A 22,399-nucleotide genomic window follows, 5' to 3' on the forward strand; every position below is an offset into this window, starting at 1 on the left:
GGCCGTCCAAATTAATCAGCGCAAGAAGAAACCTTGCGGAAACGGATCGCTGTCTTCCAGCACCCACTGGTTGAAACCCATGATGTGCGCATCGCCGGTGACTTCGGTAAGCGCCGCATCGAACTCGCCGACCTTGGTGGCGCCGGTCACGCGCACCCGGAAACAGCTGCCGACGATGCTCTCATTCACCAGCACCTGGTTCAGCGCCAGTTTCTGGCGCAGGAACAGCTGGGCGGCACGGCCGGAAGTGCCGGTGCCGGTCGGCGAACGGTCCACTTCGCGGTCGGCGAAGATGCAGACATTGGCCTGGTCGGCGCCGGCGCCGTTCGGCGCACCGTCGATGATGGTGCCGTACAGGGTATCCAGGCCGGGCTCCAGCGGATGCCGGATCGCCACCTGGTCCTTGACCGCCTGCTTGGTTTCCGCGCCCAGCTGTATCAGGCCGCGCACCTGCTCCGGCTTGATCTTGACGCCAGCCTGGTCGGCATTCATGTAGTAATAAAAGGCGCCGCCGAACACGATGTCGCCCGTCACCTTGCCGAAACTCGGCGTCTCGACTTCGACATCGCGCCGGTAGATGAACGCCGGCACATTGCGGAAGGTGACGGCGCCGGCGCGCTGGCCGTCCCACTCGACCTGGGCTTCGATAAAACCGGCCGGCGTGTCGAAGCCGATGCGCGTCAGCGGCACGGTGCGTTCTACATGGTTGAGCTCCACCAGCACCTTGCCGAGCGCGATGATGCCGTGGCCGCACATGTCGCTGTAACCTTCGTTATGGATGAAGATCACGCCGAAATCGGCGGCCGGCGTAACCGGCGGCAACAGGTAGGCGCCGTACATGTCGGCATGGCCGCGCGGCTCGTTCATCAGGAACTGGCGCACATCGTCGCGCTGCGCCTTGAGCCAGCTGCGGCGCTCGAGGATGGTCTTGCCCGGCACCGGCGGCAGGCCGGAAATGACGATGCGCAGCGGTTCGCCGCCGGTGTGCGCATCGACCGTGTGGATGGTTCGTGTGTAACTTAGCATGGGAATCTTGTATGAGAGAGCCGAGAAGGTTCGCGCTGCATCTTGATGCAGGCGGAAAGCGCGCAGCGCCTCCCGCCTTGCCTTACTTTTTGCGACACGCCTGGCAGCGGGGCTGCCAGGGCTGCTGCCCGCTAGCTGCTTAGTAGCTGGTGAGCGCTTCCGGCACGCCGCCCTTGAAGCGGAACACGGTTACCGGCGATTGCTTCAGGTCGTGGTTGGCGTCGAATTCATAAGCACCGGCGACACCCTTGTAGTGGATCTTTTCCAGCGCCGAGACGTATTGCTTAGGCTCGACCGAATTGGCGTCCTTCATCGCCTGCGCGATCACCATCATGCCGTCGTAGAACGAAGCAGCGTAGGTTTCCGCAGGACGGTTGTAACGCTTCTGGTAGTCGGCTGCAAAGGTTTTGCCCGAAGCCAGCTTGTCCAGCATGGCGCCGCCCTGGGTGCAATACACCTGGTCGGTAATCGCGTCGCCGCCGAGGCGGCCCATTTCAGGCGCGCAGATGCCGTCGCCGCCAAGGAACTTGGCGCTCACGCCCAGCTGCTTCATCTGGCGCATCATCGGGCCGCCCTGCGGCGAGTAGCCGCCGTAGAAAATCGCGTCCGGCTTCTTCGATTTGATGGAGGTCAGGATGGCGGTGAAATCGGTTGCCTTGTCATTGGTGAAGTCATTGCCGAGCACCTTGATGCCGTTGGCCTTGGCGACTTTCGAAAACTCTTCCGCCAGGCCCTGGCCGTAGGCGGTGCGGTCGTCGATGATCGCGACTGTCTTGACCTTCAGTTCCTTGGCTGCATACAGCGCCATCTTGCCGCCCAGCTGGCTGTCGCTGGCCGCTACCCGGAATACCGAGTGGAAGCCTTGCAAAGTCACCTTCGGATTGGAAGCCACGGTGCCCATCACGATGCCGGCGTCGTTATAGACGCGCGAAGCAGGAATGGTGACGCCCGAATTGTAAGGGCCGACCACTGCCTTGACACCCATGTCGACCAGCTTTTGCGCTACACCCACACCGGCGCGCGGATCGGCCTGGTCGTCTTCCATCTGTGCTTCGAACTTGATTTTCTTGCCGCCGATGACCATGCCCTGGGCATTGAGCTTGTCGATCGCCATGGCCAGGCCGCCCTGGTTGTCGCGGCCGGCAGATGCCTGGGGGCCGGTCAGCGGACCGCTGAAACCGATCTTTACTACTTGTGTCTCCTGCGCCATAGCGAGCGCTGGGAATGCAGCCAACATAACCATCATCAGTTTGGTCCGTGCGTACATGGCGAATCCTTTCGTCTGTCTTTAATAATAGTGTTTTTTTAATATCGGCACCCATCGTCAGGCGTGGGACACCGGGGACGTCTCTTGCAGATCGAATCCTAGCAGGGACGCCGCCACATTAAATTCTTTTATGCGGCAGCTTCTCCGTAGATTCGATGGCAAAATGACTTGATCCTGCAGGGATTTTAGTTGCTATCGGGCGGCGAGGGAAACAAATTGGCGGTGCCTGGCAGAGACAGCAGAAAGGGTGCTGAGGCGCGGCTAGTGGCAATCCGGGACATTCTGGTCCAGGTAGACTTCGAATGCGACATTGCTGACCCATTTTTTCCGGTTGCCGGCCCAGTAGCCGTTGTCCCATGCGCTGGCTGCCTGCTGCAGGTAATCGCCCAGGCCGGTATCCGCCGGCCTCACCGCAATAGTCAGCGTGGCCGGGCTGGCGTCCAGCGGCAGGCTGGCTGAAAACTTCTTCCATTCGGGCAAATCCAGCATGCCCGTCAAGACCGCATCGTCATGCACGGCGGCGTCGCAGGCGCCGGTCCTGAGCGCCAGCAATGCATCGGCCGGAGCTTTGTATATTTTTTCCACGGCGCCATAGCGGGCCGCCATGCTGCCGATATAAGCGCCGCCTTGCGCCAGGCAGACGCTGCGTCCGCGCAGCTGCGCCGGACGCCTGATGCCGGTATCGTTGCGCATGATCAGCTTGGGACGCGCCTGGTAAGCCGTCGGCAGCAGCCTTGCGCTCGCACGCAGCGCGTCGGCATCGGCCGGCTTCAGGTTCAGCAGCAGCAGGTCTGCCTTGCCTCGCGCCAGCAACTGCAGCCGGTCCTGCGCCGTCACTTTTATCGTGACCAGCCTGACCCCGAGGCGTTGCGCCAGGTCGGCGGCGACAGTCGTGTCGAAACTTTCCGCAGTCCGGTATTTTGCGCCGGCGACATGCGCCGGAGCGACGTAGCTGACGCCGACCACCAGCTGGCCGCGCTGCTGAATCTGCTGCACGCTGGCCGCCGCGGCGCCGAGCGGCAGCGCGCAGGCCGGCAGCAACAGCAAAAACCGGAGGAGGAAATGCGGCGGCTTCATGGTGTCGGATCAGACGTACTGGTAGCGCAGCACCCGGTGCTTCAGGTTTTCCAGGATGAACTGGTCGATCAGGGCCGCCAGGATTGCAATGGCGAGGATGTTGGTCATCACGCCGACCATGTCGGCGGTTTCCCCGGCGTAAGCCAGGGTCCGTCCCAGTCCCTTGCCGAAGCCGATCAGCATTTCCGCCGAAATCAGCGCGCGCCAGGCATTGCCGAACGCCAGCTGGGCGCCGGTTATCAGCTCCGGCATGACGGCGGGCAGGTACACGCGTTTCAGCATGTCCCAGCGCGTGGCGCCCATCACCCGCGCCGCCGAAACATGCACCTGCTGTACGCTTTCCGTCGCATTCATGACGCTCAGCGCGGCCGGAAAAAAAGCCGCCATCGCCACCACCACCATGATCGGCATGTTGCCGAAGCCCATCAGGATCAGGAACAAGGGCACCCAGGCGATCGACGGGATCGATTGCAGGATGATGATGGCCGACTTCAGCACTTCGCGGAAGAAAAACAGGACCGCGCCGACCAGGCCGAAACCGATGCCGAACAGCATCGCCGCCGCATAACCGCCGCCGAGCCGGGTCAGGCTGCCCCACAGGGCGGTACGGAATTCCGGCGTCAGCGCTTCATGCCACAAACGCCCCAGCACCGGCAGCACGCCCGGCATCAGGAAGTCGGGCAAGGACCAGGCGGCAACCTGCCACAACAGGAAAATCAACAGGATGGCCAGCAGCATGGCAAGTTTTTTGCGATAACCGACCAGCCGGCTTTGAGTGCTCATGGATAAGGGAAAAATAAGTCAAAAAAATTCTTGTGCATTGAAAAAAACAGCTGCCGGACGATCAGAGCTTGCGCTCCTTTTGCCAGTCGAGATCGATGATGGCGTTGACGTTGAACGGCTTGCCGTCGCGCGTCTTGAGCGAACCCTGGTCTTGCAGGATATTGGCCAGTTCCTGCATGCGCGCCAGTTCCTTGGCGGTCAGCACGGCGCTGAAGGTCTGGCTCTTGATGGCGTCGCGGATCACGGTTTCACGCGGCAGGTCGCCCTGCTTCAGGGTCTTCAGGGTGGGCTCGGCGATGAAATAGCCGGCGACCAGCTTCGACGCCGCGGCCGGATCCTTTTGCAAGAGTTCGATGGCTTCACGCTGCGCATCCAGCGATTTCCAGACCGCGTCGCGGCGCTTCGCCAGCGTTTCACCGGAAGTGATCACCACCATGCAGGGGAAGGGCCAGACTTCGCCGACTTCATAAATCTGCTTCACCGGCGCCACCAGCTTGGCGATGCTGGCTTGCGGTTCGAACAGGAAAGCGGCGTCGACCCGCTTGCCTGCCAGCGATTGCACCGCCACCTGCGGGCTGACGCCGAGGATGTTGACGTCGTCGGCCTTGAGGCCGGCGTTCTTGAGCGTCACGCCTTTGAGCACGGTGTCGGCGGTGCTGCCCTCGGCCTGCGACGCCAGGGTGCGCCCCTTCAATCCAGCCACGTCCTTGATGCCGCTATCCTCGCGCACGACTATCGCGTGATAGCCATGCTGGGCGCCGGCCACCACCTTGAGGTCGGCGCCTTTGGAAGCCCAGGCCGCGGCATTGGTGAAACCCAGCACGCCGCTGTCGAGCTGGCCGCCGACGATGGCCTTGATCAGGTCGGTGCCCGACTTGAACTCGACCAGTTCGACCTCCAGCCCGTGTTTCTTGTAGAAACCGCCTTCAAAAGCAGCGATCGCCTGCGCATCGTCCATGACCCGCAGGTAACCGATCTTGAATTTCTCGGCGGCGCCGGCGTGTCCCGCCAACGTCAGCAGAAGCGCCGGCAGGATGAACAGCCGTTTTAGTTTGATGTTAAATATCATGCGGCGATTCCCTCAAGTTTTTTTGCGAATGCGTCCTGCTCTGCGTGGATCCCGAGCAGGCAGAGAATCTCCCGCCGGATGGCGGCAAATTCGGACAGGTCGTGGGTTTTCTCGTGGTGGTTCAGGTTGAATTCGCGCAGCACCTTGGCCGGGCGCGGGCTGAACACCAGGATGCGGTCGGCCAGGAACAGGGCTTCGTCGACATCGTGCGTCACCAGCAGCACGGTCGGACGTTCTTCCCGGATCAGCTGGCGCAGGGAGTCCTGCAAGGTCATGCGGGTCAGCGCGTCGAGCGCGCCAAACGGCTCGTCCAGCAGCAGCACCTTGGGTTTGGTGATGAAGGCGCGCGCCAGCGCTGCGCGCTGCCGCATGCCGCCCGAGACCTGGTGCGGATAATAAGCTTCGAAACCTTGCAGGCTGACTTTGGACAGCCAGTCGCGCGCCTGCCGGCGGGCATCGGCCTTGCCGGCTTTTTGCAGCTCCAGCGCCAGCGCCACATTCGCTTCCAGCGTCAGCCATGGATACAGCGCGTTTTCCTGGAACATCAGCATGCGTTCGGGATGCGGACCCTTGATCGCCTGGCCGTCCGCCAGCAGTACGCCGCTGGTCGGTGCGCCGAGGCCCGCGGCCAGGTGCAGCAGGGTCGACTTGCCGCAGCCGGAAGGACCGACCAGGGCAACCAGTTCGCCTTCTTTGATTTCACGACTGAAATCGGCGATTACAGGCAAGCCGGAGAACTGCTTGCTGATGTGCTGGAAAGATAACTTCATGGGGAGATGGCGGCCTATGCGTTGCATTACAACGCCGGGCCTAAGTCGGCAAGCGTATATAAAGTGGATTTTTTATTTGCTTTTCACTTTATCGGTCAACTTTCCGCCTTACAACAACTTATAACTTCTATGCTTATGCAAATAACAAATATAGAAGCTTGCCATGCAACGATCACTGCACCTGCTTCAGTCCCGCCCTGCCCATCGCCGATAAGGCACCCGGCACATCCGGGTAGCGCAATCGCACCCCCAGCTCCAGCTTGATGCGCCGGTTTTGCAAACGGCGCGACTCCGACATGAAGGACAGTAGCATGGGCGACACCACCCGCTCCAGTTCGGCGCGCGGCAGCCGGGGCGGCAGCGGCAGGCCGAACGCTTGGGCGACCAGGTCGAAATACTCCGCCATCTTCAGCTGCGAATCGTCGCTGGCATGGTAGATGCGCAACGGCGCTGCCTTGTCGACCGCGGCCACAATGATGCACGCCAGGTCATCGGCATGGATATGGTTGGTGTAGACGTCGTCGGCGGCAACCAGGGCCGGCGTCGCCTGCTTCAGGCGCGCCAGCGGCAGGCGGTCGGCGGCGTAAATCCCCGGCACCCGCAAAATCGCCAGGCGCCCGTTGCGGCGCCTGGCCCAGGCGCGCAGCACCTGTTCGGCATCGACACGGCGCTTGGCGCGGCCATTGTGCGGCGCCAGGATTCGGGTTTCGTCTATCAGGGCGCCGCCGCAGTCGCCATAGACGCCGGTGGTGCTAATGTAAACAAGTGTGGCCCGCTCGGGTAGAATGGCGGCCAGGTTTCGGCTGCGCCGGTCTTTTTCTCCCGCCGACTGCGGCGGCGCCAGGTGGATGGCAACCTGCGCCAGGCGCGCCAGCCGCGCCAATGTTGCCGGCTGGTCAAGATCCGCCACCAGCGGGATTGCACCGGCGGCGCGCAATTCGGCACAGCGGTCCGGCCGGCTGGTGACCGCAAACACGCGAAAGCGCTGTTTCAGCAGCGCCAGCACGCGTAATCCCACGTCGCCGCAGCCGAGGATCAGCAGGCGCGGCTTGCCCAGCTTGCCGCCAGGGTTTTGTTTTATATTTTTCATTACAGGATTGTATGAGTTTTCAGATAACTGTTCAGCCTAGCGGTCGTCAATTCAGCTGCGACGAAGGCGAGACCATTCTCAATGCCGCCGTACGCGCCGGCGTCGGCCTGCCTTACGGCTGTAAAAACGGCGCTTGCAGTTCATGCAAAGGCAAGCTGCTGGACGGCGAAATCAGCCATGGCGCGCATCAGGAAAAAGCGCTGCCGGTCAAGGAAGAACAACAGGGCTTCGCCCTGTTCTGCTGCGCCACGCCGCATTCCGACGTCACCATCGAGGTCCGCGAAGTAGCGGGCATCGGCGATTTCCCGGTGCGCAAGATGCCGACCCGTATCGCCAAGATCGACAAGGTGGCCGACGACGTGGTTGTGCTGTCATTGCAATTGCCGGCTAACGAACGGCTGCAGTTCCTGGCAGGCCAGTATATCGAATTCATGCTGCGCGACGGCAAACGGCGCAGCTATAGCATGGCCAACGCGCCGCACAAGGACGAATACCTGACGCTGCATATCCGCCACATGCCTGGCGGCCTGTTTACCGACCAGGTGTTCAGCACCATGAAAGAGCGCGACATCCTGCGCCTGGAAGGGCCGCTCGGCACGTTTTTCCTGCGCGAGGATTCGGACAAGCCGATGGTGCTGCTGGCTTCGGGCACCGGCTTTGCGCCGATCAAGGCGCTGGTCGAACAATGCGCCCATACCGGATCGCAGCGGCCGATCACTTTGTACTGGGGCGGCCGGCGACCGCAAGATTTGTACATGATGGCGCTGTGCGAAGAATGGGCGAATACGCTGCCGAACTTCAAGTTCGTGCCCGTCATTTCAAATGCGCAGCCGGAAGACCAGTGGCAAGGCCGCAACGGCTTCGTGCACCAGGCGGTGATCGACGACCTGCCTGACCTGTCTGCCTACCAGGTGTATGCCTGCGGCGCGCCGATCGTGGTGGAATCGGCCCAGCGCGATTTTGTCGCCCTGTGCAAACTGCCGGCCGATGAGTTTTATGCAGATTCGTTTACCTCGGAAGCCGACCTGGCTTCCTGAACTGGGCTGCTCGCCCTCAACCTAGTTGAGGGTGCCGGCCGTCAGGCGCACGTGGCGCGTGAGCGTCACTTCATGCATGACTATCCGCTGCTGGCCGGGATCGGGCTGCTCCGATCTCGCAACCATGGCTTCCGGCATCACCTGGCTGACAGGCTTGTTCACGCTTGCGGCCAGCATCCGCGATGGCGGATGCGGTAACGGCCGGCGCTGCTTCGGCAGCGTCTTGGAACCAGCCTTTCCCTTGTCATCCCTTGCCGGCAACCTGCCGCTGGCGACAGGCTCGTCCGTCCTGCCGCCGCTTGCCTGATCGGCTGCAGCCGCGATGGGCTGGAGCTGGATTTTTCCCTCAGCTTCGGCATTCTTCACAGCCAGTATCTTCGCAGGCGGTTCAAGCGTGGCGGCTCCGGGTACATCCGCTTGCTGCCAGTGCCTAAGTCCCAAAAATGCAAGTACCCCTGCCATCAGGATTCCCAGCAACATCAAGGGTATGCCGGAATGCGTTTGCGGACTCACAAAATCCAGCACCGGACTGTCGTCCGCTGTCCTCAGCTTGACTCGCTGGCGCACATCGCTCATGGCTGCCTCTCTAGCCAGGGTCCGAATGGCAAGCCTGGCCTGGCATAAGCGACGCCATGGGAGGAACAGCGCAAGGGCTGGCGCCATGCCAGGTTGCCCCATGCGCCATAGCGCCCGGACTGCTCCGCCACCAGATTGTCCGCGGCCCAGTATCCCCACTTATAGCGAGCCGCCGGCGATTGGGGCCGGCTGGCCGGCGCGGCAAACGCCGGGCCGCGGGCATAGGTGCGGCTGGAGCCGTCAGGGTGATATTGGCTGCTTTGCAGCCACGGGTGCGCCGCTGCCAGCCAGCGTACCGAGGAGGAACTATCTTGCGCCTGGCGCGGGCTGCTGGAAAATGGCGTTACCGCCAGCACCGGACCGGCATCGTCGCCAGCCCGGGCCAGCAATGCGGCAGCGGCGATACAGTCCACCAACGCCGCATCCCGCGCCACCGGCATGCCGCACACGCCCTGCCATATCCCTTGTTTCCTGAACAGGCATTCGAGCGCATCGTGCTGCGGCAGGCTCAGCACGCAATCGTCTTCCAGCATGTTCCAGTGGCGCTGCACGGCGGCTGTCAGCAACGACATGCAAGAAACCAGGCGCAGCCCGTGCATCTTGGCCAGCGCCTGCAAACCCTGCACAAGCGCGGCATCGGTTGCCGCCGCCAGCCGCGGCTGGCCGGACGGTGCGGGATCGACCACCACCTGGCGGCCCGGATAGGCGCTGCCGTCCTGCTCGTCAAATACGGCATTGGCATAACCTTGCCAGTCTGCCGTCCGCGCCAGCCCCGCTCGCCACGGCAGCACCGCGTGCCGCACATAGGGATAACCGAGCAGCACGGTCAGCTTGTCGGCGAATTTTATGCGGCCGCGCGGCGTGCGCTCGAACAGATCGGCAGCGGCGGACAGAGGATCAGGCAGCGCATCGGGATTCCCTTTCAGCGCGCCGCTCCAGACATTGCGCCCACGGTCGAACGCCGAACGGCCTATCCAGGTAAGCTGCCCCCCTTGCAGCAGCATGAGGTGATGCATCACCAGCGGTTGCGATGGCTTGAATGATTTGCTAGGGGGAAATGGCACAATGCACCTCCTCGGGGGTGGCCAGGACGGCAGCGATTTCAACCTCCGCCCCGCGCCAGGCATTACGGCATTGGATTGCTCAAAAGCATGATTGTGGAAGATATCAGATTTAATTGCTTTTTGAGAACTATTTTAATCATTTCGTTACCAGGCCCCGGCCGTTGCGGCCTGCCGCGGGCAGACGACGGGATATCGCCCTTGGCCGGCGGCCACAGCAGTGCAAATTTTTTTTGACGCACCACACAAAAAGTCCTAATATTTGCGTCATGAACATGATCCGAACATTGTTGCGACGCCGTAACCCATTGCCTCTGCCAGGTAAGCCGTGCGCGTGACCGTCGATTGATCACGAAGCCACAGGCGCTGCCTGTGGTTTTTTTTTGCCCTTATTTGGAGTAGCCATATGGAACACAGCGTGGAATTCAGCGAATACCCGGTTAACGACCTGATGTACATCACCAACCGCCCGCCCCTGGTGTTTACCGAAGGCGACGGCATGTGGATGACGGATCACACCGGCAAACGCTACCTGGATTATCTGCAGGGCTGGGCCGTCAATGCGCTGGGCCACTCGCCGCAATGCATCCAGGATGCGCTGCTGGCGCAGTCGAAAAAGATCCTCAATCCTTCGCCTGCTTTCTACAACGCACCGTCGATCGAACTGGCCGGCCTGCTGACCGCCAATTCCTGTTTCGACCGTGTGTTCTTCACCAATAGCGGCGCGGAAGCCAATGAAGGCGCGATCAAGCTGGCGCGCAAATGGGGCAAGAAGAATCCGAACCAGGCGGGCCAGCATCGCTTCGAGATCATCACTTTCAACCACAGCTTCCACGGCCGCACGCTGGCGACCATGTCGGCCAGCGGCAAGCCGGGCTGGGACACCATTTTTGCACCGCAAGTGCCGGGTTTCCCGAAAGCGGAACTGAATGACCTGGCCAGCGTCGAGAGCCTGATCAACGACAAGACCGTGGCCGTCATGCTGGAGCCGGTGCAAGGCGAAAGCGGCGTGATCCCGGCCAGCCGCGAATTCATGCAAGGCTTGCGCGAACTGACCAAGCAGCGCGGCATCCTGCTGATCGTCGATGAAGTGCAATCCGGCATGGGCCGCACCGGCGAACTGTTCGCTTACCAGCTGTCGGGCATCACGCCGGACATCATGACCCTGGGCAAAGGCATAGGCGGCGGCGTGCCGCTGGCGGCGCTGCTGGCGCGCGAAGAGATCGCCTGCTTCGAAGCCGGCGACCAGGGCGGCACTTACAATGGCAATCCGCTGATGACGGCAGTCGGCGTCGCGGTGATCAAGGCCTTGCTGGCGCCGGGTTTCCTGCAATCGGTGAAAGACAAGGGCGCCTACCTGCGCAGCGAGCTGCTGAAACTAACTGCGAAACACGGACTCGAAGGCGAGCGGGGCGAAGGTTTGCTGCGGGCGCTGAAGCTGGGCAAGGATATCGGACCGCAGATCGTCGATATCGCACGCGACATGAATCCGGTAGGCTTGCTGCTCAATTCGCCGCGCCCTAACCTGCTGCGTTTCATGCCGGCGCTGAATGTGACGATCGCCGAAATCGACCAGATGATCGCCATGCTGTCGGACGTGTTAAGCAAGCTGGAGAAATGAGACCCGGTCAAACCTGTCTGGAGCGATGTACCTGATGACGATAAAAAACCTTCTTATTTGTTGCCTGGCGCTGTTGCTGGCAGCCTGCGGCGGAACCGGCTCGGTACGCCCGGGCTCGGCCGACGACACACCGGTCAGCGATAAAGGCAACGACATCGTCATCTATTCGCTGGGCCTGATCGACACCAACTACCGTTTCGGCGGCAAGAATCCGGAAGCCGGGCTCGATTGCAGCGGCATGGTCAGTTACGTGTACAGGCAGGCGGCTGGACTCAAGGTCACCGGCAGCGCGGCAGACATTGCGCGCCAAGGCCGAGCCATCTCCAGGGCTGAGCTGCGCCCCGGGGACCTGGTTTTCTTCAATACGATGAACCGGGCTTTTTCCCATGTCGGCATTTATATCGGCGACGGCCGTTTCATCAACGCGCCTTCGACCAACGGCAAGGTGCGCATAGACCGTCTCGACAACCGCTATTACGCAACACGCTTCGAGGCAGTGCGCCGGTATTTCGATTAGGCTTGCAACTGATTGCCGGCGCAAATAAAAAAGCCGTTCCGGAATCAACCGGAACGGCTTTTTTTACATGCGGACAGCGTCCGACTTATTTTTTCTTCGGAATGAACAGGTCGGTAATCGTACCCAGGCCCATCTCTGCCGCAAACATCGGCGTTTCCGACAAGGTCGGATGCGCATGGATGGTTAGCGCCAGGTCTTCCAGGTCGGCGCCCATTTCCATCGCCAGCACGGTTTCCGCCAGCAGTTCGCCGGCATTCACGCCGACAATGCCGGCGCCGATGATGCGCTTGGTAGCCGGATCCCACAACAGCTTGGTCATGCCGTCGTCGCGTCCCATCGCCAGCGCGCGGCCGCTTGCCGCCCACGGGAAATTGGCTTTTTCGAAAGGAATGCCCTTGGCCTTGGCTTCGGTTTCGGTCAAGCCCATCCATGCGATTTCCGGATCGGTGTAGGCCACCGAAGGAATCGTCATCGCATCGAACTCGACCTTGTGGCCGGCGATCACTTCGGCGGCAACCTTGGCTTCGTTGGTGGCTTTGTGGGCCAGCATCGGATCGCCGCAGATATCGCCGATGGCGAAGATATGCGGCACGTTGGTGCGCTGCTGCTTGCTGGCCGGGATGAAACCGCGCTCGTTGACGATCACGCCGGCTTTTTCGGCGGCGATTTCCTTGCCGTTGGGACGGCGGCCTACTGCCACCAGCACCATGTCGTACAGCTGCGGTTCCGGTGCTGCGGGAGAGCTGCTGTCGGCGCCTTCAAACGTTGCGCGCAAGCCTTCTTTCAGGGCTTCCAGCTTGGTCACCTTGGTTTTCAGGTAAATCGCTTCGTAGCGTTTTTCGATGCGTTTCTGCAGCGGCTTGACGACATCGCGGTCGGCCGCCGGAATCAGGCCGTCGGCAAATTCGACCACGGTTACCTTGGAGCCGAGCGCGTCATAGACGCAAGCCATTTCGAGGCCGATGATGCCGCCGCCGATGACCAGCAGCTTCTTCGGGATCTGGCGCAGTTCCAGCGCGCCGGTGGAATCGATCAGGCGCGGATCGTCGTACGGGAAACCGGGAATGCGGGCAACCGAGGAACCGGCGGCGATGATCGCATTCTTGAAGCCGACCACTTTCGGCCCCTCGGCAGTGGCCACGGTAATCGTATTGGTCGAGCTGAATTCGCCCTTGCCGGTCAGCACCTGCACTTTGCGCGCCTTGGACAGGCCGGACAAGCCGCCGGTCAGTTTCTTGATGACGCTTTCCTTCCAGCCGCGCAAGGCGTCGATATCGATTTCCGGCGCCGACATCTTGACGCCGAAATGCGCCATCTCCTCGGCTTCGGTAATCACCTTGGCTGCATGCAGCAATGCCTTGGACGGGATACAGCCGACGTTCAGGCAAACCCCGCCCAGGCTAGGATAGCGCTCGATCATCACCACGCTCTGGCCAAGGTCGGCGGCGCGGAAAGCCGCGGTATAACCGCCGGGACCGGCGCCCAGCACCATGGTGTCGCATTCGATATCGACCTTGCCGGCGAAACTGACGGCGGCGGGAGCGGCCACGGCAGGCGCCGCAGGCGCGGCTGCCGGAGCAGAAGGCGCCACAGCCGGCGCGGCGGCAGTGGCGCCGGTAGTTTCCAGCACCAGCACCAGCGAACCTTCGCTGACCTTGTCGCCCACCTTGACCTTGACTTCCTTGATCACGCCGGCGTGGCTGGAAGGAATTTCCATGCTTGCCTTGTCCGATTCGACCGTGATCAGCGACTGGTCGACCTTGACGCTGTCGCCGGCCTTGACCATCAGTTCGATGACATCGACATCCTTGACATCGCCGATATCCGGCACCTTGACTTCAACCATGCTCATAGCGTTTGCTCCATGCTCGCTCCTCCGTCGGGAGGAAAAATGTGTGATGTTGTATGCTGCGCGCCGCTTACGCGTCCGGCGACGCGCCAGGCGGCAATTTCATTTCAAAACTGTGGATGCGCAAGGGCATGGCAGAACTTTTATCGAATTCAACGCCGGCATGAATCCCTACCTCGGCGATATGCTGCGCGCTGACGTCCTTGTCATACACCGCATACATTGCGCCCAGGGCGAAATTGCGGCCGCTGCCTATGCCCCAGAAACGGTCGAAACTGAATACCTCGCGATACGAATACACGCCGAAGATGCCGTAAGGATTGGCAACCAGGGCGGTAATCTGCGACGACTCGTAAGGGTCGTCTTCATCCTCTTTGGTGTTCAGGAAATACTGGTCCTTGAGGATGGTGTGCACCTTGGAAAAGGTATCGAACACCTCATCGCGGCTATTCAGCTTGCACTCTTCGCCCATCCCCGTCAGCAGCTTGCGCATCACGGGAAAATGCGCGGCGGTGCCGGCCAGCGTGATATACGATTCGCCGATCTGGAATATCTTGTTGTTGACCTCATAGGCATGCGACAAGCGGGTATCGCCGAAAGTCACCAGCGAGTCCGATGCAATCGCGATCTGCCCATTTTTTTTGACGACAACGCAGGTAGTCATAATTGCTCTCCATCTGTATGCCAATTGACCGCAAGCGGCGCCGGCTGAAACACGCTGCTCTTTCAGCCGACGCCGCCTGGCATCACAACAGTGTCTTGCGCATGTCGGCCAGCACTTCAGCCAGGTAGACGCTGAAACGCGCACCCATGGCGCCGTCGACCACGCGGTGGTCATAGGACAGGGAGGTCGGCATCATCAGGCGCGGCACGAACTGCTTGCCGTCCCATACCGGTTTCATCGACGCTTTCGACAAGCCCAGGATGGCGACTTCAGGCGCATTGATGATCGGCGTAAATGCCGTGCCGCCGATGCCGCCCAGCGACGAAATCGTGAAGGTCGCGCCTTGCATGTCGGCCGGCTTCAGCTTGCCTTCGCGCGCCTGTGCGGACAGTTCGCCCATTTCCAGGGCAATCTGGCTGATGCCTTTCTTGTCGGCATCCTTGATCACCGGCACCACCAGGCCATTCGGCGTATCGGCAGCAAAACCGATGTTGTAGTACTGCTTGAGGATCAGGTTTTCACCCTTGCCGTCGAGCGAGGCGTTGAATGCCGGGAATTTCTTCAGCGCCGCGACGCTGGCCTTGATCACGAACGCCAGCATGGTCAGTTTGACCGGCGACTTGGCCTTGGCGAAGCTGTCGTTGGCTTGCTTGCGGAATTCTTCCAGCTCGGTGATGTCGGCTTCGTCGAATTGCGTGACGTGCGGGATCATGACCCAGTTGCGATGCAGGTTCGGGCCGCTGAGCTTCTTGATGCGCGACAGCGGCAGCAACTCGGTCGGCCCCTGCTTGCTGAAGTCCAGCGACGGCCATGCCAGCAGGTCCAGGCCGACGCCGCTGCCGCCCTTGCTGCCCGCAGCGGCAGCGCTGCCGCTGGCCGCGCCGGAGATCACGCCCTTGACGTAATTCTGCACATCTTCATGGGTGATGCGGGCCTTGATGCCGGTGCCGGCGACCTTGCTCAGGTCAACGCCCAGTTCACGCGCGAACTTGCGCACCGACGGCGATGCATGCGGGATGCCGCCGCTGGCGTGCGCCGGTGCTGGCGCCGCCGGAGCGGGCGCAGCTGCCGGAGTCGGTTTGTTTTCTGCCGCTGCTGGCGCAGGGGTTGGGGCCGGAGCTGCCGCGGCCGGCGCCGGCGCTGCCGCAGCCGGGGCGCTGGCAGGAGCGCCGGCCGCCGCATCGGCTTCCAGCACCAGCACCAGCGTGCCTTCCTTGACCTTGTCGCCCAGCTTGACTTTCAATTCCTTGATCACGCCCGCATGGCTGGACGGGATTTCCATGCTGGCCTTGTCGGATTCGACGGTGATCAACGACTGGTCTACCTTTACCGTGTCACCGACTTTCACCATCAATTCAATGACTTCAACTTCACTGACGTCGCCGATATCCGGGACTTTGACTTCCACCATACTCATCGCTTAGCTCCATTCATTCTGCCCGCTGCACATCGCGGGCCTGAGTTTCCTTTCAGAAAATTCAGGCCCGCGCATGACAGCCGTGGAAATTTTAATACTGGCTTGGTTACTCTTACGTATCTTGCGTATTGCTGCTTGTTATCCAGATATCAAGACCAGTACCTTATTGCGTGACCGGATTCGGCTTCTCCGGATTGATACCATACTTGGTAATGGCATCGGCGACAACCGAGGCTTTGATCTTGCCCTCGTCGGCCAATGCCTTCAATGCCGCCACCGCTACATAATAACGGTTGACTTCAAAGAATTCACGCAGCTTGGCGCGTGTGTCGGAACGGCCGAAGCCGTCCGTGCCCAGCACCTTGTAAGTACGGCCGGCAGGAATGAAAGCACGCGCTTGCTCAGCAAAAGTACGCATGTAGTCGGTGGAAACGATGATCGGACCGGCGGTGTCTTTCAGGCACTGGGTGATGTGCGCCACGCGCGGAGCGTCCGTCGGGTGCAGCATGTTCCAGCGTTCCACGTCCTGGCCGTCGCGCGCCAGCAGGGTGAACGACGGCGCCGACCAGACATCGGCGTCCACGCCCCAGTCGCTGGCCAGCAAGGCTGCGCCTTCGATGACTTCGCGCAGGATGGTGCCGGAACCCATCAGCTGCACGCGCTGCTTGTTCTTCTTGCCGCCTTCCTGCAGCAGGTAGAGGCCCTTGATGATGCCCTCTTCCTGGCCTTCCTTCAGGCCTGGATGGCTGTAGTTCTCGTTCATCAGGGTCAGGTAGTAGAACACGTCTTCCTGGTTGGTGACCATGCGGCGCAGGCCGTCATGCATGATGACCGCCACTTCGTGCGAGAAGGTCGGATCGTAAGGCACGCAGTTCGGGATGGTCGATGCCAGCACGTGGCTGTGGCCGTCTTCGTGCTGCAAGCCTTCGCCGTTGAGCGTGGTGCGGCCGGCGGTGCCGCCCAGCAGGAAGCCGCGGGCGCGCATGTCGCCGGCTGCCCACGCCAGGTCGCCGATACGCTGCAGGCCGAACATCGAGTAATACGTGTAGAACGGGATCATGACCCGGTTGTTGGTCGAGTACGAAGTTGCCGCGGCAATCCACGAGCTCATGCCGCCGGCTTCGTTGATGCCTTCCTGCAGGATCTGGCCGGCCTTGTCTTCACGGTAGTACATCACCTGGTCTTTATCGACCGGCTCGTACAGCTGGCCGACCTGGCTGAAAATGCCGATCTGGCGGAACAAGCCTTCCATGCCGAAAGTACGCGATTCGTCGACCATGATAGGCACGACGCGCTGACCCAGGCTCGGGTCGCGCAGCAGCGTGTTCAGGATGCGCACGTAAGCCTGGGTGGTGGAAATCTCGCGGCCTTCCGCGGTCGGTTCCAGCGCGCCCTTGAATGCGGACAGTTCCGGCACCACCAGCACTTCGTCGGCTTTCTGGCGGCGCTGCGGCAGGTAGCCGCCCAGCGCTTTGCGGCGGGCGTGCAGGTATTGCATTTCCGGGGTGTCGTCGGACGGCTTGAAGAACGGCACGTCAGGCAGCTGGTCGTCGGAAATCGGCAGCTGGAAGCGGTCGCGCATGGCCTTGATGGCTTCGTCGTCGAGCTTCTTGGTGTTGTGCGCGGTGTTGCGCGCTTCGCCCGATTTGCCGAAGCCGTAGCCCTTGATGCTCTTGACCAGCAAGACGGTAGGCTGGCCCTTGTGTTCCTGCGCTACCTTGAAGGCAGCGTAGATCTTGTGCGGATCGTGGCCGCCGCGGGTCAGGTGCCAGATGTCGTCGTCCGACATCTTGCTGACCAGTTCCAGCAGTTTCGGATGCTTGCCGAAGAAATGCTTGCGCACGAATGCGCCGTCCTTGGCCTTGTAGTTCTGGTATTCGCCGTCGACGGTTTCCATCATCACGCGCTGCAGGATGCCTTCCTTGTCGCGCGCCAGCAGGTCGTCCCAGCCGGCGCCCCAGATCACCTTGACCACGTTCCAGCCGGCGCCGCGGAAATCGCTTTCCAGTTCCTGGATGATCTTGCCGTTGCCGCGCACCGGACCGTCCAGGCGCTGCAGGTTGCAGTTGACCACCATCACCAGGTTGTCCAGGCGTTCGCGGCCGGCCATGCCGATGGCGCCCATCGATTCCGGTTCGTCCATCTCGCCGTCGCCGCAGAAAGCCCAGACCTTGCGGTTGGCGGTATCGGCGATGCTGCGTGCATGCAGGTACTTCAGGAAACGCGCCTGGTAGATCGCCATCAGCGGGCCCAGGCCCATCGATACGGTAGGGAATTGCCAGAAATCCGGCATCAGTTTCGGATGCGGGTAAGAGGACAGGCCTTTGCCGTCGACTTCGCGGCGGAAGTGCAGCAGCTGTTCTTCCGTCAGGCGGCCTTCGAGGAAAGCGCGGGCGTAGACGCCTGGCGACGAGTGGCCCTGGATGTACAGCAGGTCGCCACCGTGGTTTTCAGAAGGCGCATGCCAGAAATGGTTGAAGCCGATGCCCAGCATGTTGGCCAGCGAGGCAAAGCTGGAGAGGTGGCCGCCGAGGTCGCCGTCAAGGCGGTTGGCCTTGACCACCATCGCCATCGCATTCCAGCGCATCCAGGAGCGCAGGCGTTCTTCGATCTCGAGGTCGCCCGGGCAATGCTCGCCCATGTGGGCAGGAATGGTGTTGACGTATGCGGTATTGCTGGAAAACGGGATCTGGGCGCCGCGGCGGCGGGCCAGGTCGACCATTCTTTCCATCAGGTAATGGGCGCGCTCAGGGCCCTCGGTTTCAATGACAGCTTCTAGCGCATCAAGCCATTCTTGGGTTTCAATGACATCTGGATCGTTGGCGGCCTGGGCCAAAACCTGGTCGAGCTGGGCTGACATGCTGAGTCTCCTGAATATGTGCGCTTGTCCGGTCTGACACCGGACTTGCGGGTTGGGTCGCAAGCATCTACGTCACTCTATGTAGACGGGTGCCAAATTCTAACAGGAGTTTTTTTGATTTCCAAATAGCGATATTCGATTTCACGATATGAAAATATGCTGCATAGCAAGGCAAATTAGCATAAAACAGCGCCTTCATTTTCCGGCGTCATGGAGTCGAAAACATGAATCTCGGACACATTTTGCATGGCGCAACGCAACAATAATTGCATATAAACACTATTAAAATTCGACTTATAGCTAATTCGATATAAGAACCAGCGGAAATCTAAGTAAAAAAGCGCTAAACCAGAATGGGTTAGCGCTTTTTTATGCCAGGAGAATCGGTTCCCGATGTCGCTTAAGCCGCCTTGCCACCCTTTTTCTTGGCGCCGATGCGGCTTTCCTTGCCGGCCAGCAGATTGCCGATATTCTTGGCATGGCGATAGATCAGCAAGGCGCTCATCACCACGATCGCCAGCAGGATCATGTCCGGCCCTTCCATCAGTGCATAGAAGAAAGGCGCGAAGACGCTGGCGACCAGGGCCGCCAGCGAGGAATAACGGAACGCATAGGCCACGATCAGCCAGGTCGCGATAGTCGCCAGGCCCAGCCAGAGGCTGATGCCGAACAAAATGCCGAACAAGGTCGCCACGCCCTTGCCGCCGGCAAAACGGAAAAATACCGGCCATAGATGACCCAGGAAGACCGCCACCGCAGCCAGCGCCACCGCGCCATCTTCGAGGCCGAACTGCGGCCCGTATCTTTGCGTCAGCCATACCGCCAGCCAGCCCTTGAAACCGTCGCCGAGCAGGGTCAGCGCAGCCGCGGTCTTGTTCCCGCTGCGCAGGACATTGGTGGCGCCGGGGTTATTCGAACCGTAGGTGCGCGGATCTCCCAGCCCGAACAATTTGCTGGTGATGATGCCGAACGACACCGAACCGATCAGGTAGGCGGCAATCGCGAATAACAATGTATACATGCGTGTCTCTTTCTTTTGTATTTGATTGGTCCAGGACCTATTCGTCCAGCGCGCAGCGGACTGCTTTTGCATGCAGCAGGCCGGCCGCGTCTTGCGGCGCCATGCCGATCAGGTAGCCGCGCCGGCCACCGTTAATATATATCTTCTGCAGGGCCAGGATGCTCTCTTCGATATACACCGGCAGCGCCTTGCGGGTAGCGAACGGCGACGTGCCGCCGATCAGGTAGCCCGAATGGCGGTTCGCCACCTCAGGCTTGCAGGGTTCCACCGATTTGCAGCCGATCTGCCGCGCCAGGTTCTTGGTCGACACCTTGCGGTCGCCATGCATCAGGATGATCAGCGGCTTGGCCGCCTCGTCCTGCATCACCAGCGTCTTCACCACATGGTGCTCGTCCACGCCCAGCGCGCGCGCCGATACCGTGGTGCCGCCATGTTCCTCATATGCATAGGGATGCTCTGAAAAGACCGCGCCGTGCTTGCGCAAGAACTGCGTCGCCGGGGTCTCTGAAATATGTTTTGTCATACCGGGTTACTTGAATGCAGCGGGCCGGAGCGCCTGCTTGCACATCATGTTTTCGCCAGGCCCGATGCAGCGACAATCCTTGCCGCTGATCTGCGCTGAGCGGACTGGCAGCGCTTAAGGCTGCTTAGGCTCATCGGAAGCAGGTTCGCCGCTCGCCGGCAGTTCGGAGTCGGCCGTATCCTCTGTCTCAACTTCGGTGGAAGAACCCTTCTCCAGCTTGCGCTTCAGTTTTTCTTCCTTCTTCTTTTTCTTTTCTAATTCTTTCTGCCGTTTTTCATACTGAAAATTCGTTTTTGCCAATTGCGCCCCCTAAATAGACTCTTGAATGATGTACTACAGGATACAGGAGAATAATTGGAAGGATGCAGAATTCAATCTGAAGAAAATTGCAATATGGCAATAAAATAGAACAGGCTCAACAACCTCCACCCTTCATCCAGCCCCAGGATTTCAGCCGCGCGGATGATGCGCCGCATGCAGGGCCTTCAGGCGCTCGCGCGCCACATGGGTATAAATCTGGGTGGTCGATATGTCAGCGTGCCCCAGCAGCAGCTGCACTACACGCAAATCGGCGCCGTGGTTCAGCAGGTGGGTGGCGAACGCATGGCGCAAGGTATGCGGCGACAAGGGCGCGTTGATGGCTGCCTTGGCGGCGTACTTCTTGATCAGGGTCCAGAACATCTGGCGCGTCATGGCGCCGCCGCGCGCCGTCACGAACAAGGCGTCGTCCATCTGGCCGTTCATGATCTGGCCGCGCGCGTCTTTCAGGTAACGCACGATCCAGTTGCGCGCCTCTTCGCCGAACGGCAGCAAGCGGGTCTTGCTGCCCTTGCCGGTAATCCGCAGCACGCCTTCGTTCATGCCGACTTCCAGCGATTTCAGCAGCACCAGCTCGGATACCCGCAAACCGCTGGCGTACATCAGCTCCAGCATGGTGCGGTCGCGCAGGCCCAGCGGCGTGGCGACGTCGGGCGCCGCCAGCAGCGCTTCCACCTGGATTTCAGACAATATCTTGGGAAAGCGCGGCGCCTGCTTGGCCGAACGCAGGTGCAGGCAGGGATCGGCGCTGATCCGGTTTTGCCGCAAGGCCAGCAGGTAGAAGCGCTTCAGCACCGCCAGGCGGCGATTCGAGGAAGTGGCCTTGCTGCTGTCATGCTTGGCCAGGAAATAGGCGTTCAGGTCGCCGGCATGGACCGCAAACAGGGACTTGCCGTCCGGCTGTTCCTGCAGCCATAGCGCAAACAGGGTCATGTCGCGCCGGTACGCCTCCAGCGAGTTCTTGGCGAGGCCGTCCTCCAGCCACAAGCTGTCGCAGAATTCGTCGATTGCAGTTTGATGTTCGGCGCCAAGCGCCAGCTTGGCCTCACTCCCGGCCTTGGACCTTGTCACAGGCCGACCACGCCTTCGTGCTCCAGCAGCCAGCGCTTGACCCGCAGATGGAAGCCATCCGCCTCGTCGTGGTGGGAAAAGCCGCCAATCCCGCCGGCCGCGGTCACCCGGTGGCAAGGGATCACCAGCGGAAACCAGTTGGAGCCGCAAGCTTGCCCAACCGCGCGCGGCGCCGATTCCACCAGCTTGGCAACCTGGCCGTAAGTGAGCACTTCCCCGCGCGGGATCGCCGCAATCGCCTTCCACACTTTGTGCTGGAATGCGGTGCCTAGCGGGGCCAGGGGCAGGTCGAAGCGAAAATCCGGTTGTTCCAGGTAACGGCAGATCTGCTTGACCGCACGTTCGGCCAGGGCATCGGTGGCGTCTTTTTCGTGGAAAGAGGGAGGGAGATAGACCAGTTCCTGCAGCAGGCCGGCTTCGGTGCGTATGCCCATCGCACCGAACGGCGCGGCGACCACCGCAGTGAAATGCTGTGCGGGCAGCTGACCGCCGGTGCGCTTTACGGGACTGCCGGGAATTATATTCATACCGCAAGCATAAAATAAAAAAGGCGCATCTGTGTCGATGCGCCTCAAATTACTTCGTTATGCACTCCCGGCTGTTTAGACAGCTTCATTCGGAATGCACGGTCTCCTCAGTATCCCCGGTATCAATACCGTTCTTATGCACCACCACCTACAATTCTGTTTATCCGACCTCGTTGGCAAATCCATTTGCCGGACGCGGATCCAAATTCTGTGTCACATAAAACTGCTTGCCGGAAACCGCAATCCAGTTCAGCC

The 22,399-nt window shown here is 60.9% G+C and carries 21 protein-coding genes; 3 read left to right on the forward strand and 18 right to left on the reverse strand.

Features of this window, described 5'->3' with window-relative positions:
• Nucleotides 1-15: 15 nt before the first annotated feature.
• The 7 genes from lhpH to V8G57_RS08720 form a co-directional block, all read right to left on the reverse strand.
• The gene (gene lhpH, locus V8G57_RS08690) at nucleotides 16-1,026 is read right to left on the reverse strand and encodes a trans-3-hydroxy-L-proline dehydratase (RefSeq protein ID WP_342829016.1); all 1,011 of its coding nucleotides are present in this window, start codon (nucleotides 1,024-1,026) and stop codon (nucleotides 16-18) included.
• Between the two features lie 139 nt (nucleotides 1,027-1,165).
• Nucleotides 1,166-2,272 (reverse strand): branched-chain amino acid ABC transporter substrate-binding protein, encoded by a 1,107-nt coding sequence (locus tag V8G57_RS08695; protein ID WP_342829017.1) that lies wholly within the window; start codon nucleotides 2,270-2,272, stop codon nucleotides 1,166-1,168.
• A gap of 282 nt (nucleotides 2,273-2,554) precedes the next feature.
• Nucleotides 2,555-3,370 (reverse strand): type 2 periplasmic-binding domain-containing protein, encoded by an 816-nt coding sequence (locus V8G57_RS08700; protein ID WP_342829018.1) that lies wholly within the window; start codon nucleotides 3,368-3,370, stop codon nucleotides 2,555-2,557.
• A 9-nt stretch (nucleotides 3,371-3,379) separates the two neighbouring features.
• On the reverse strand, nucleotides 3,380-4,153 hold the full coding sequence (locus V8G57_RS08705) for an ABC transporter permease (RefSeq protein WP_092397376.1): 774 nt from the start codon (nucleotides 4,151-4,153) through the stop codon (nucleotides 3,380-3,382).
• A 61-nt stretch (nucleotides 4,154-4,214) separates the two neighbouring features.
• On the reverse strand, nucleotides 4,215-5,210 hold the full coding sequence (locus V8G57_RS08710) for an ABC transporter substrate-binding protein (RefSeq protein WP_342829225.1): 996 nt from the start codon (nucleotides 5,208-5,210) through the stop codon (nucleotides 4,215-4,217).
• 8 nt (nucleotides 5,211-5,218) lie between these two features.
• The gene (locus tag V8G57_RS08715; RefSeq protein WP_342829019.1) at nucleotides 5,219-5,992 is read right to left on the reverse strand and encodes an ABC transporter ATP-binding protein; all 774 of its coding nucleotides are present in this window, start codon (nucleotides 5,990-5,992) and stop codon (nucleotides 5,219-5,221) included.
• Nucleotides 5,993-6,164: 172 nt separating this feature from the next.
• On the reverse strand, nucleotides 6,165-7,082 hold the full coding sequence (locus V8G57_RS08720; RefSeq protein WP_342829020.1) for an SDR family oxidoreductase: 918 nt from the start codon (nucleotides 7,080-7,082) through the stop codon (nucleotides 6,165-6,167).
• A gap of 11 nt (nucleotides 7,083-7,093) precedes the next feature.
• Between V8G57_RS08720 and V8G57_RS08725 the strand changes: the two genes are divergently transcribed.
• Nucleotides 7,094-8,119, forward strand: a complete 1,026-nt coding sequence (locus V8G57_RS08725) for a CDP-6-deoxy-delta-3,4-glucoseen reductase (RefSeq protein ID WP_092397368.1) — start codon at nucleotides 7,094-7,096, stop codon at nucleotides 8,117-8,119.
• Nucleotides 8,120-8,140: 21 nt separating this feature from the next.
• On the opposite strand, the gene V8G57_RS08730 is transcribed toward V8G57_RS08725, so the two are convergent.
• Together V8G57_RS08730 and V8G57_RS08735 are read right to left on the reverse strand one after the other, a co-directional pair.
• Nucleotides 8,141-8,695 carry a hypothetical protein gene (locus V8G57_RS08730; protein ID WP_342829021.1) on the reverse strand — a complete coding sequence of 185 codons (555 nt, stop codon included), beginning with the start codon at nucleotides 8,693-8,695 and terminating at the stop codon, nucleotides 8,141-8,143.
• Nucleotides 8,692-9,759, reverse strand: a complete 1,068-nt coding sequence (locus V8G57_RS08735) for a hypothetical protein (RefSeq protein WP_139220040.1) — start codon at nucleotides 9,757-9,759, stop codon at nucleotides 8,692-8,694. The genes V8G57_RS08730 and V8G57_RS08735 overlap by 4 nt, the downstream gene beginning before the upstream one ends.
• Nucleotides 9,760-10,174: 415 nt before the next feature.
• Here V8G57_RS08735 and V8G57_RS08740 point away from each other — a divergent pair, with 415 nt between their 5' ends.
• Together V8G57_RS08740 and V8G57_RS08745 are read left to right on the forward strand one after the other, a co-directional pair.
• Complete coding sequence (locus V8G57_RS08740) at nucleotides 10,175-11,377, forward strand: acetylornithine transaminase (protein WP_342829226.1); 1,203 nt, start codon at nucleotides 10,175-10,177, stop codon at nucleotides 11,375-11,377.
• Between the two features lie 34 nt (nucleotides 11,378-11,411).
• Entirely contained in the window at nucleotides 11,412-11,894 is a 483-nt protein-coding gene (locus V8G57_RS08745) for a C40 family peptidase (protein WP_342829022.1), read from the forward strand.
• Nucleotides 11,895-11,979: 85 nt separating this feature from the next.
• Here the strand turns inward: V8G57_RS08745 and lpdA are convergent, their stop codons facing one another.
• The 9 genes from lpdA to V8G57_RS08790 all read right to left on the reverse strand — a co-directional run bounded on the left by lpdA (nucleotide 11,980) and on the right by V8G57_RS08790 (nucleotide 22,144).
• On the reverse strand, nucleotides 11,980-13,746 hold the full coding sequence (gene lpdA, locus V8G57_RS08750) for a dihydrolipoyl dehydrogenase (RefSeq protein ID WP_342829023.1): 1,767 nt from the start codon (nucleotides 13,744-13,746) through the stop codon (nucleotides 11,980-11,982).
• A 67-nt stretch (nucleotides 13,747-13,813) separates the two neighbouring features.
• Nucleotides 13,814-14,407, reverse strand: a complete 594-nt coding sequence (locus tag V8G57_RS08755) for an Ntn hydrolase family protein (RefSeq protein ID WP_092397360.1) — start codon at nucleotides 14,405-14,407, stop codon at nucleotides 13,814-13,816.
• A gap of 82 nt (nucleotides 14,408-14,489) precedes the next feature.
• The gene (aceF, locus tag V8G57_RS08760; protein ID WP_342829024.1) at nucleotides 14,490-15,824 is read right to left on the reverse strand and encodes a dihydrolipoyllysine-residue acetyltransferase; all 1,335 of its coding nucleotides are present in this window, start codon (nucleotides 15,822-15,824) and stop codon (nucleotides 14,490-14,492) included.
• Nucleotides 15,825-15,987: 163 nt separating this feature from the next.
• Complete coding sequence (gene aceE / locus V8G57_RS08765) at nucleotides 15,988-18,684, reverse strand: pyruvate dehydrogenase (acetyl-transferring), homodimeric type (protein ID WP_144738950.1); 2,697 nt, start codon at nucleotides 18,682-18,684, stop codon at nucleotides 15,988-15,990.
• Between the two features lie 400 nt (nucleotides 18,685-19,084).
• Nucleotides 19,085-19,705, reverse strand: a complete 621-nt coding sequence (gene plsY, locus V8G57_RS08770; RefSeq protein ID WP_092397354.1) for a glycerol-3-phosphate 1-O-acyltransferase PlsY — start codon at nucleotides 19,703-19,705, stop codon at nucleotides 19,085-19,087.
• A 37-nt stretch (nucleotides 19,706-19,742) separates the two neighbouring features.
• The gene (gene ybaK, locus V8G57_RS08775; RefSeq protein WP_342829025.1) at nucleotides 19,743-20,228 is read right to left on the reverse strand and encodes a Cys-tRNA(Pro) deacylase; all 486 of its coding nucleotides are present in this window, start codon (nucleotides 20,226-20,228) and stop codon (nucleotides 19,743-19,745) included.
• Nucleotides 20,229-20,342: 114 nt separating this feature from the next.
• Nucleotides 20,343-20,528 (reverse strand): hypothetical protein, encoded by a 186-nt coding sequence (locus V8G57_RS08780; protein ID WP_092397350.1) that lies wholly within the window; start codon nucleotides 20,526-20,528, stop codon nucleotides 20,343-20,345.
• Nucleotides 20,529-20,678: 150 nt separating this feature from the next.
• A complete protein-coding gene (xerD, locus tag V8G57_RS08785; protein ID WP_342829026.1) occupies nucleotides 20,679-21,617 on the reverse strand; it encodes a site-specific tyrosine recombinase XerD in 939 nt (312 codons plus the stop codon).
• Nucleotides 21,614-22,144: a methylated-DNA--[protein]-cysteine S-methyltransferase gene (locus V8G57_RS08790; protein WP_092397346.1), complete on the reverse strand. Its 531-nt coding sequence runs from the start codon at nucleotides 22,142-22,144 to the stop codon at nucleotides 21,614-21,616. Before V8G57_RS08790 ends, xerD begins: the two co-directional genes overlap by 4 nt.
• Between the last annotated feature and the right edge of the window lie 255 nt (nucleotides 22,145-22,399).

Source organism: Collimonas rhizosphaerae (assembly GCF_038896935.1).
Classification (GTDB): domain Bacteria; phylum Pseudomonadota; class Gammaproteobacteria; order Burkholderiales; family Burkholderiaceae_D; genus Collimonas; species Collimonas rhizosphaerae.

Excerpts from the sequence above, each read along its gene's own strand:
- plsY (WP_092397354.1), bottom strand. The coding sequence starts at position 19,705 with ATGTATACATTGTTATTCGCGATTGCCGCCTACCTGATCGGTTCGGTG.
- lhpH (WP_342829016.1), bottom strand. The coding sequence starts at position 1,026 with ATGCTAAGTTACACACGAACCATCCACACGGTCGATGCGCACACCGGC.
- V8G57_RS08745 (WP_342829022.1), top strand. The coding sequence starts at position 11,412 with ATGACGATAAAAAACCTTCTTATTTGTTGCCTGGCGCTGTTGCTGGCA.
- V8G57_RS08700 (WP_342829018.1), bottom strand. The coding sequence starts at position 3,370 with ATGAAGCCGCCGCATTTCCTCCTCCGGTTTTTGCTGTTGCTGCCGGCC.
- aceF (WP_342829024.1), bottom strand. The coding sequence starts at position 15,824 with ATGAGTATGGTGGAAGTCAAAGTCCCGGATATCGGCGACGTCAGTGAA.
- V8G57_RS08790 (WP_092397346.1), bottom strand. The coding sequence starts at position 22,144 with ATGAATATAATTCCCGGCAGTCCCGTAAAGCGCACCGGCGGTCAGCTG.
- V8G57_RS08695 (WP_342829017.1), bottom strand. The coding sequence starts at position 2,272 with ATGATGGTTATGTTGGCTGCATTCCCAGCGCTCGCTATGGCGCAGGAG.
- V8G57_RS08720 (WP_342829020.1), bottom strand. The coding sequence starts at position 7,082 with ATGAAAAATATAAAACAAAACCCTGGCGGCAAGCTGGGCAAGCCGCGC.
- aceE (WP_144738950.1), bottom strand. The coding sequence starts at position 18,684 with ATGTCAGCCCAGCTCGACCAGGTTTTGGCCCAGGCCGCCAACGATCCA.
- V8G57_RS08725 (WP_092397368.1), top strand. The coding sequence starts at position 7,094 with ATGAGTTTTCAGATAACTGTTCAGCCTAGCGGTCGTCAATTCAGCTGC.
- V8G57_RS08705 (WP_092397376.1), bottom strand. The coding sequence starts at position 4,153 with ATGAGCACTCAAAGCCGGCTGGTCGGTTATCGCAAAAAACTTGCCATG.
- V8G57_RS08730 (WP_342829021.1), bottom strand. The coding sequence starts at position 8,695 with ATGAGCGATGTGCGCCAGCGAGTCAAGCTGAGGACAGCGGACGACAGT.
- ybaK (WP_342829025.1), bottom strand. The coding sequence starts at position 20,228 with ATGACAAAACATATTTCAGAGACCCCGGCGACGCAGTTCTTGCGCAAG.
- V8G57_RS08755 (WP_092397360.1), bottom strand. The coding sequence starts at position 14,407 with ATGACTACCTGCGTTGTCGTCAAAAAAAATGGGCAGATCGCGATTGCA.
- V8G57_RS08715 (WP_342829019.1), bottom strand. The coding sequence starts at position 5,992 with ATGAAGTTATCTTTCCAGCACATCAGCAAGCAGTTCTCCGGCTTGCCT.
- lpdA (WP_342829023.1), bottom strand. The coding sequence starts at position 13,746 with ATGAGCATGGTTGAAGTCAAGGTGCCGGATATCGGCGATGTCAAGGAT.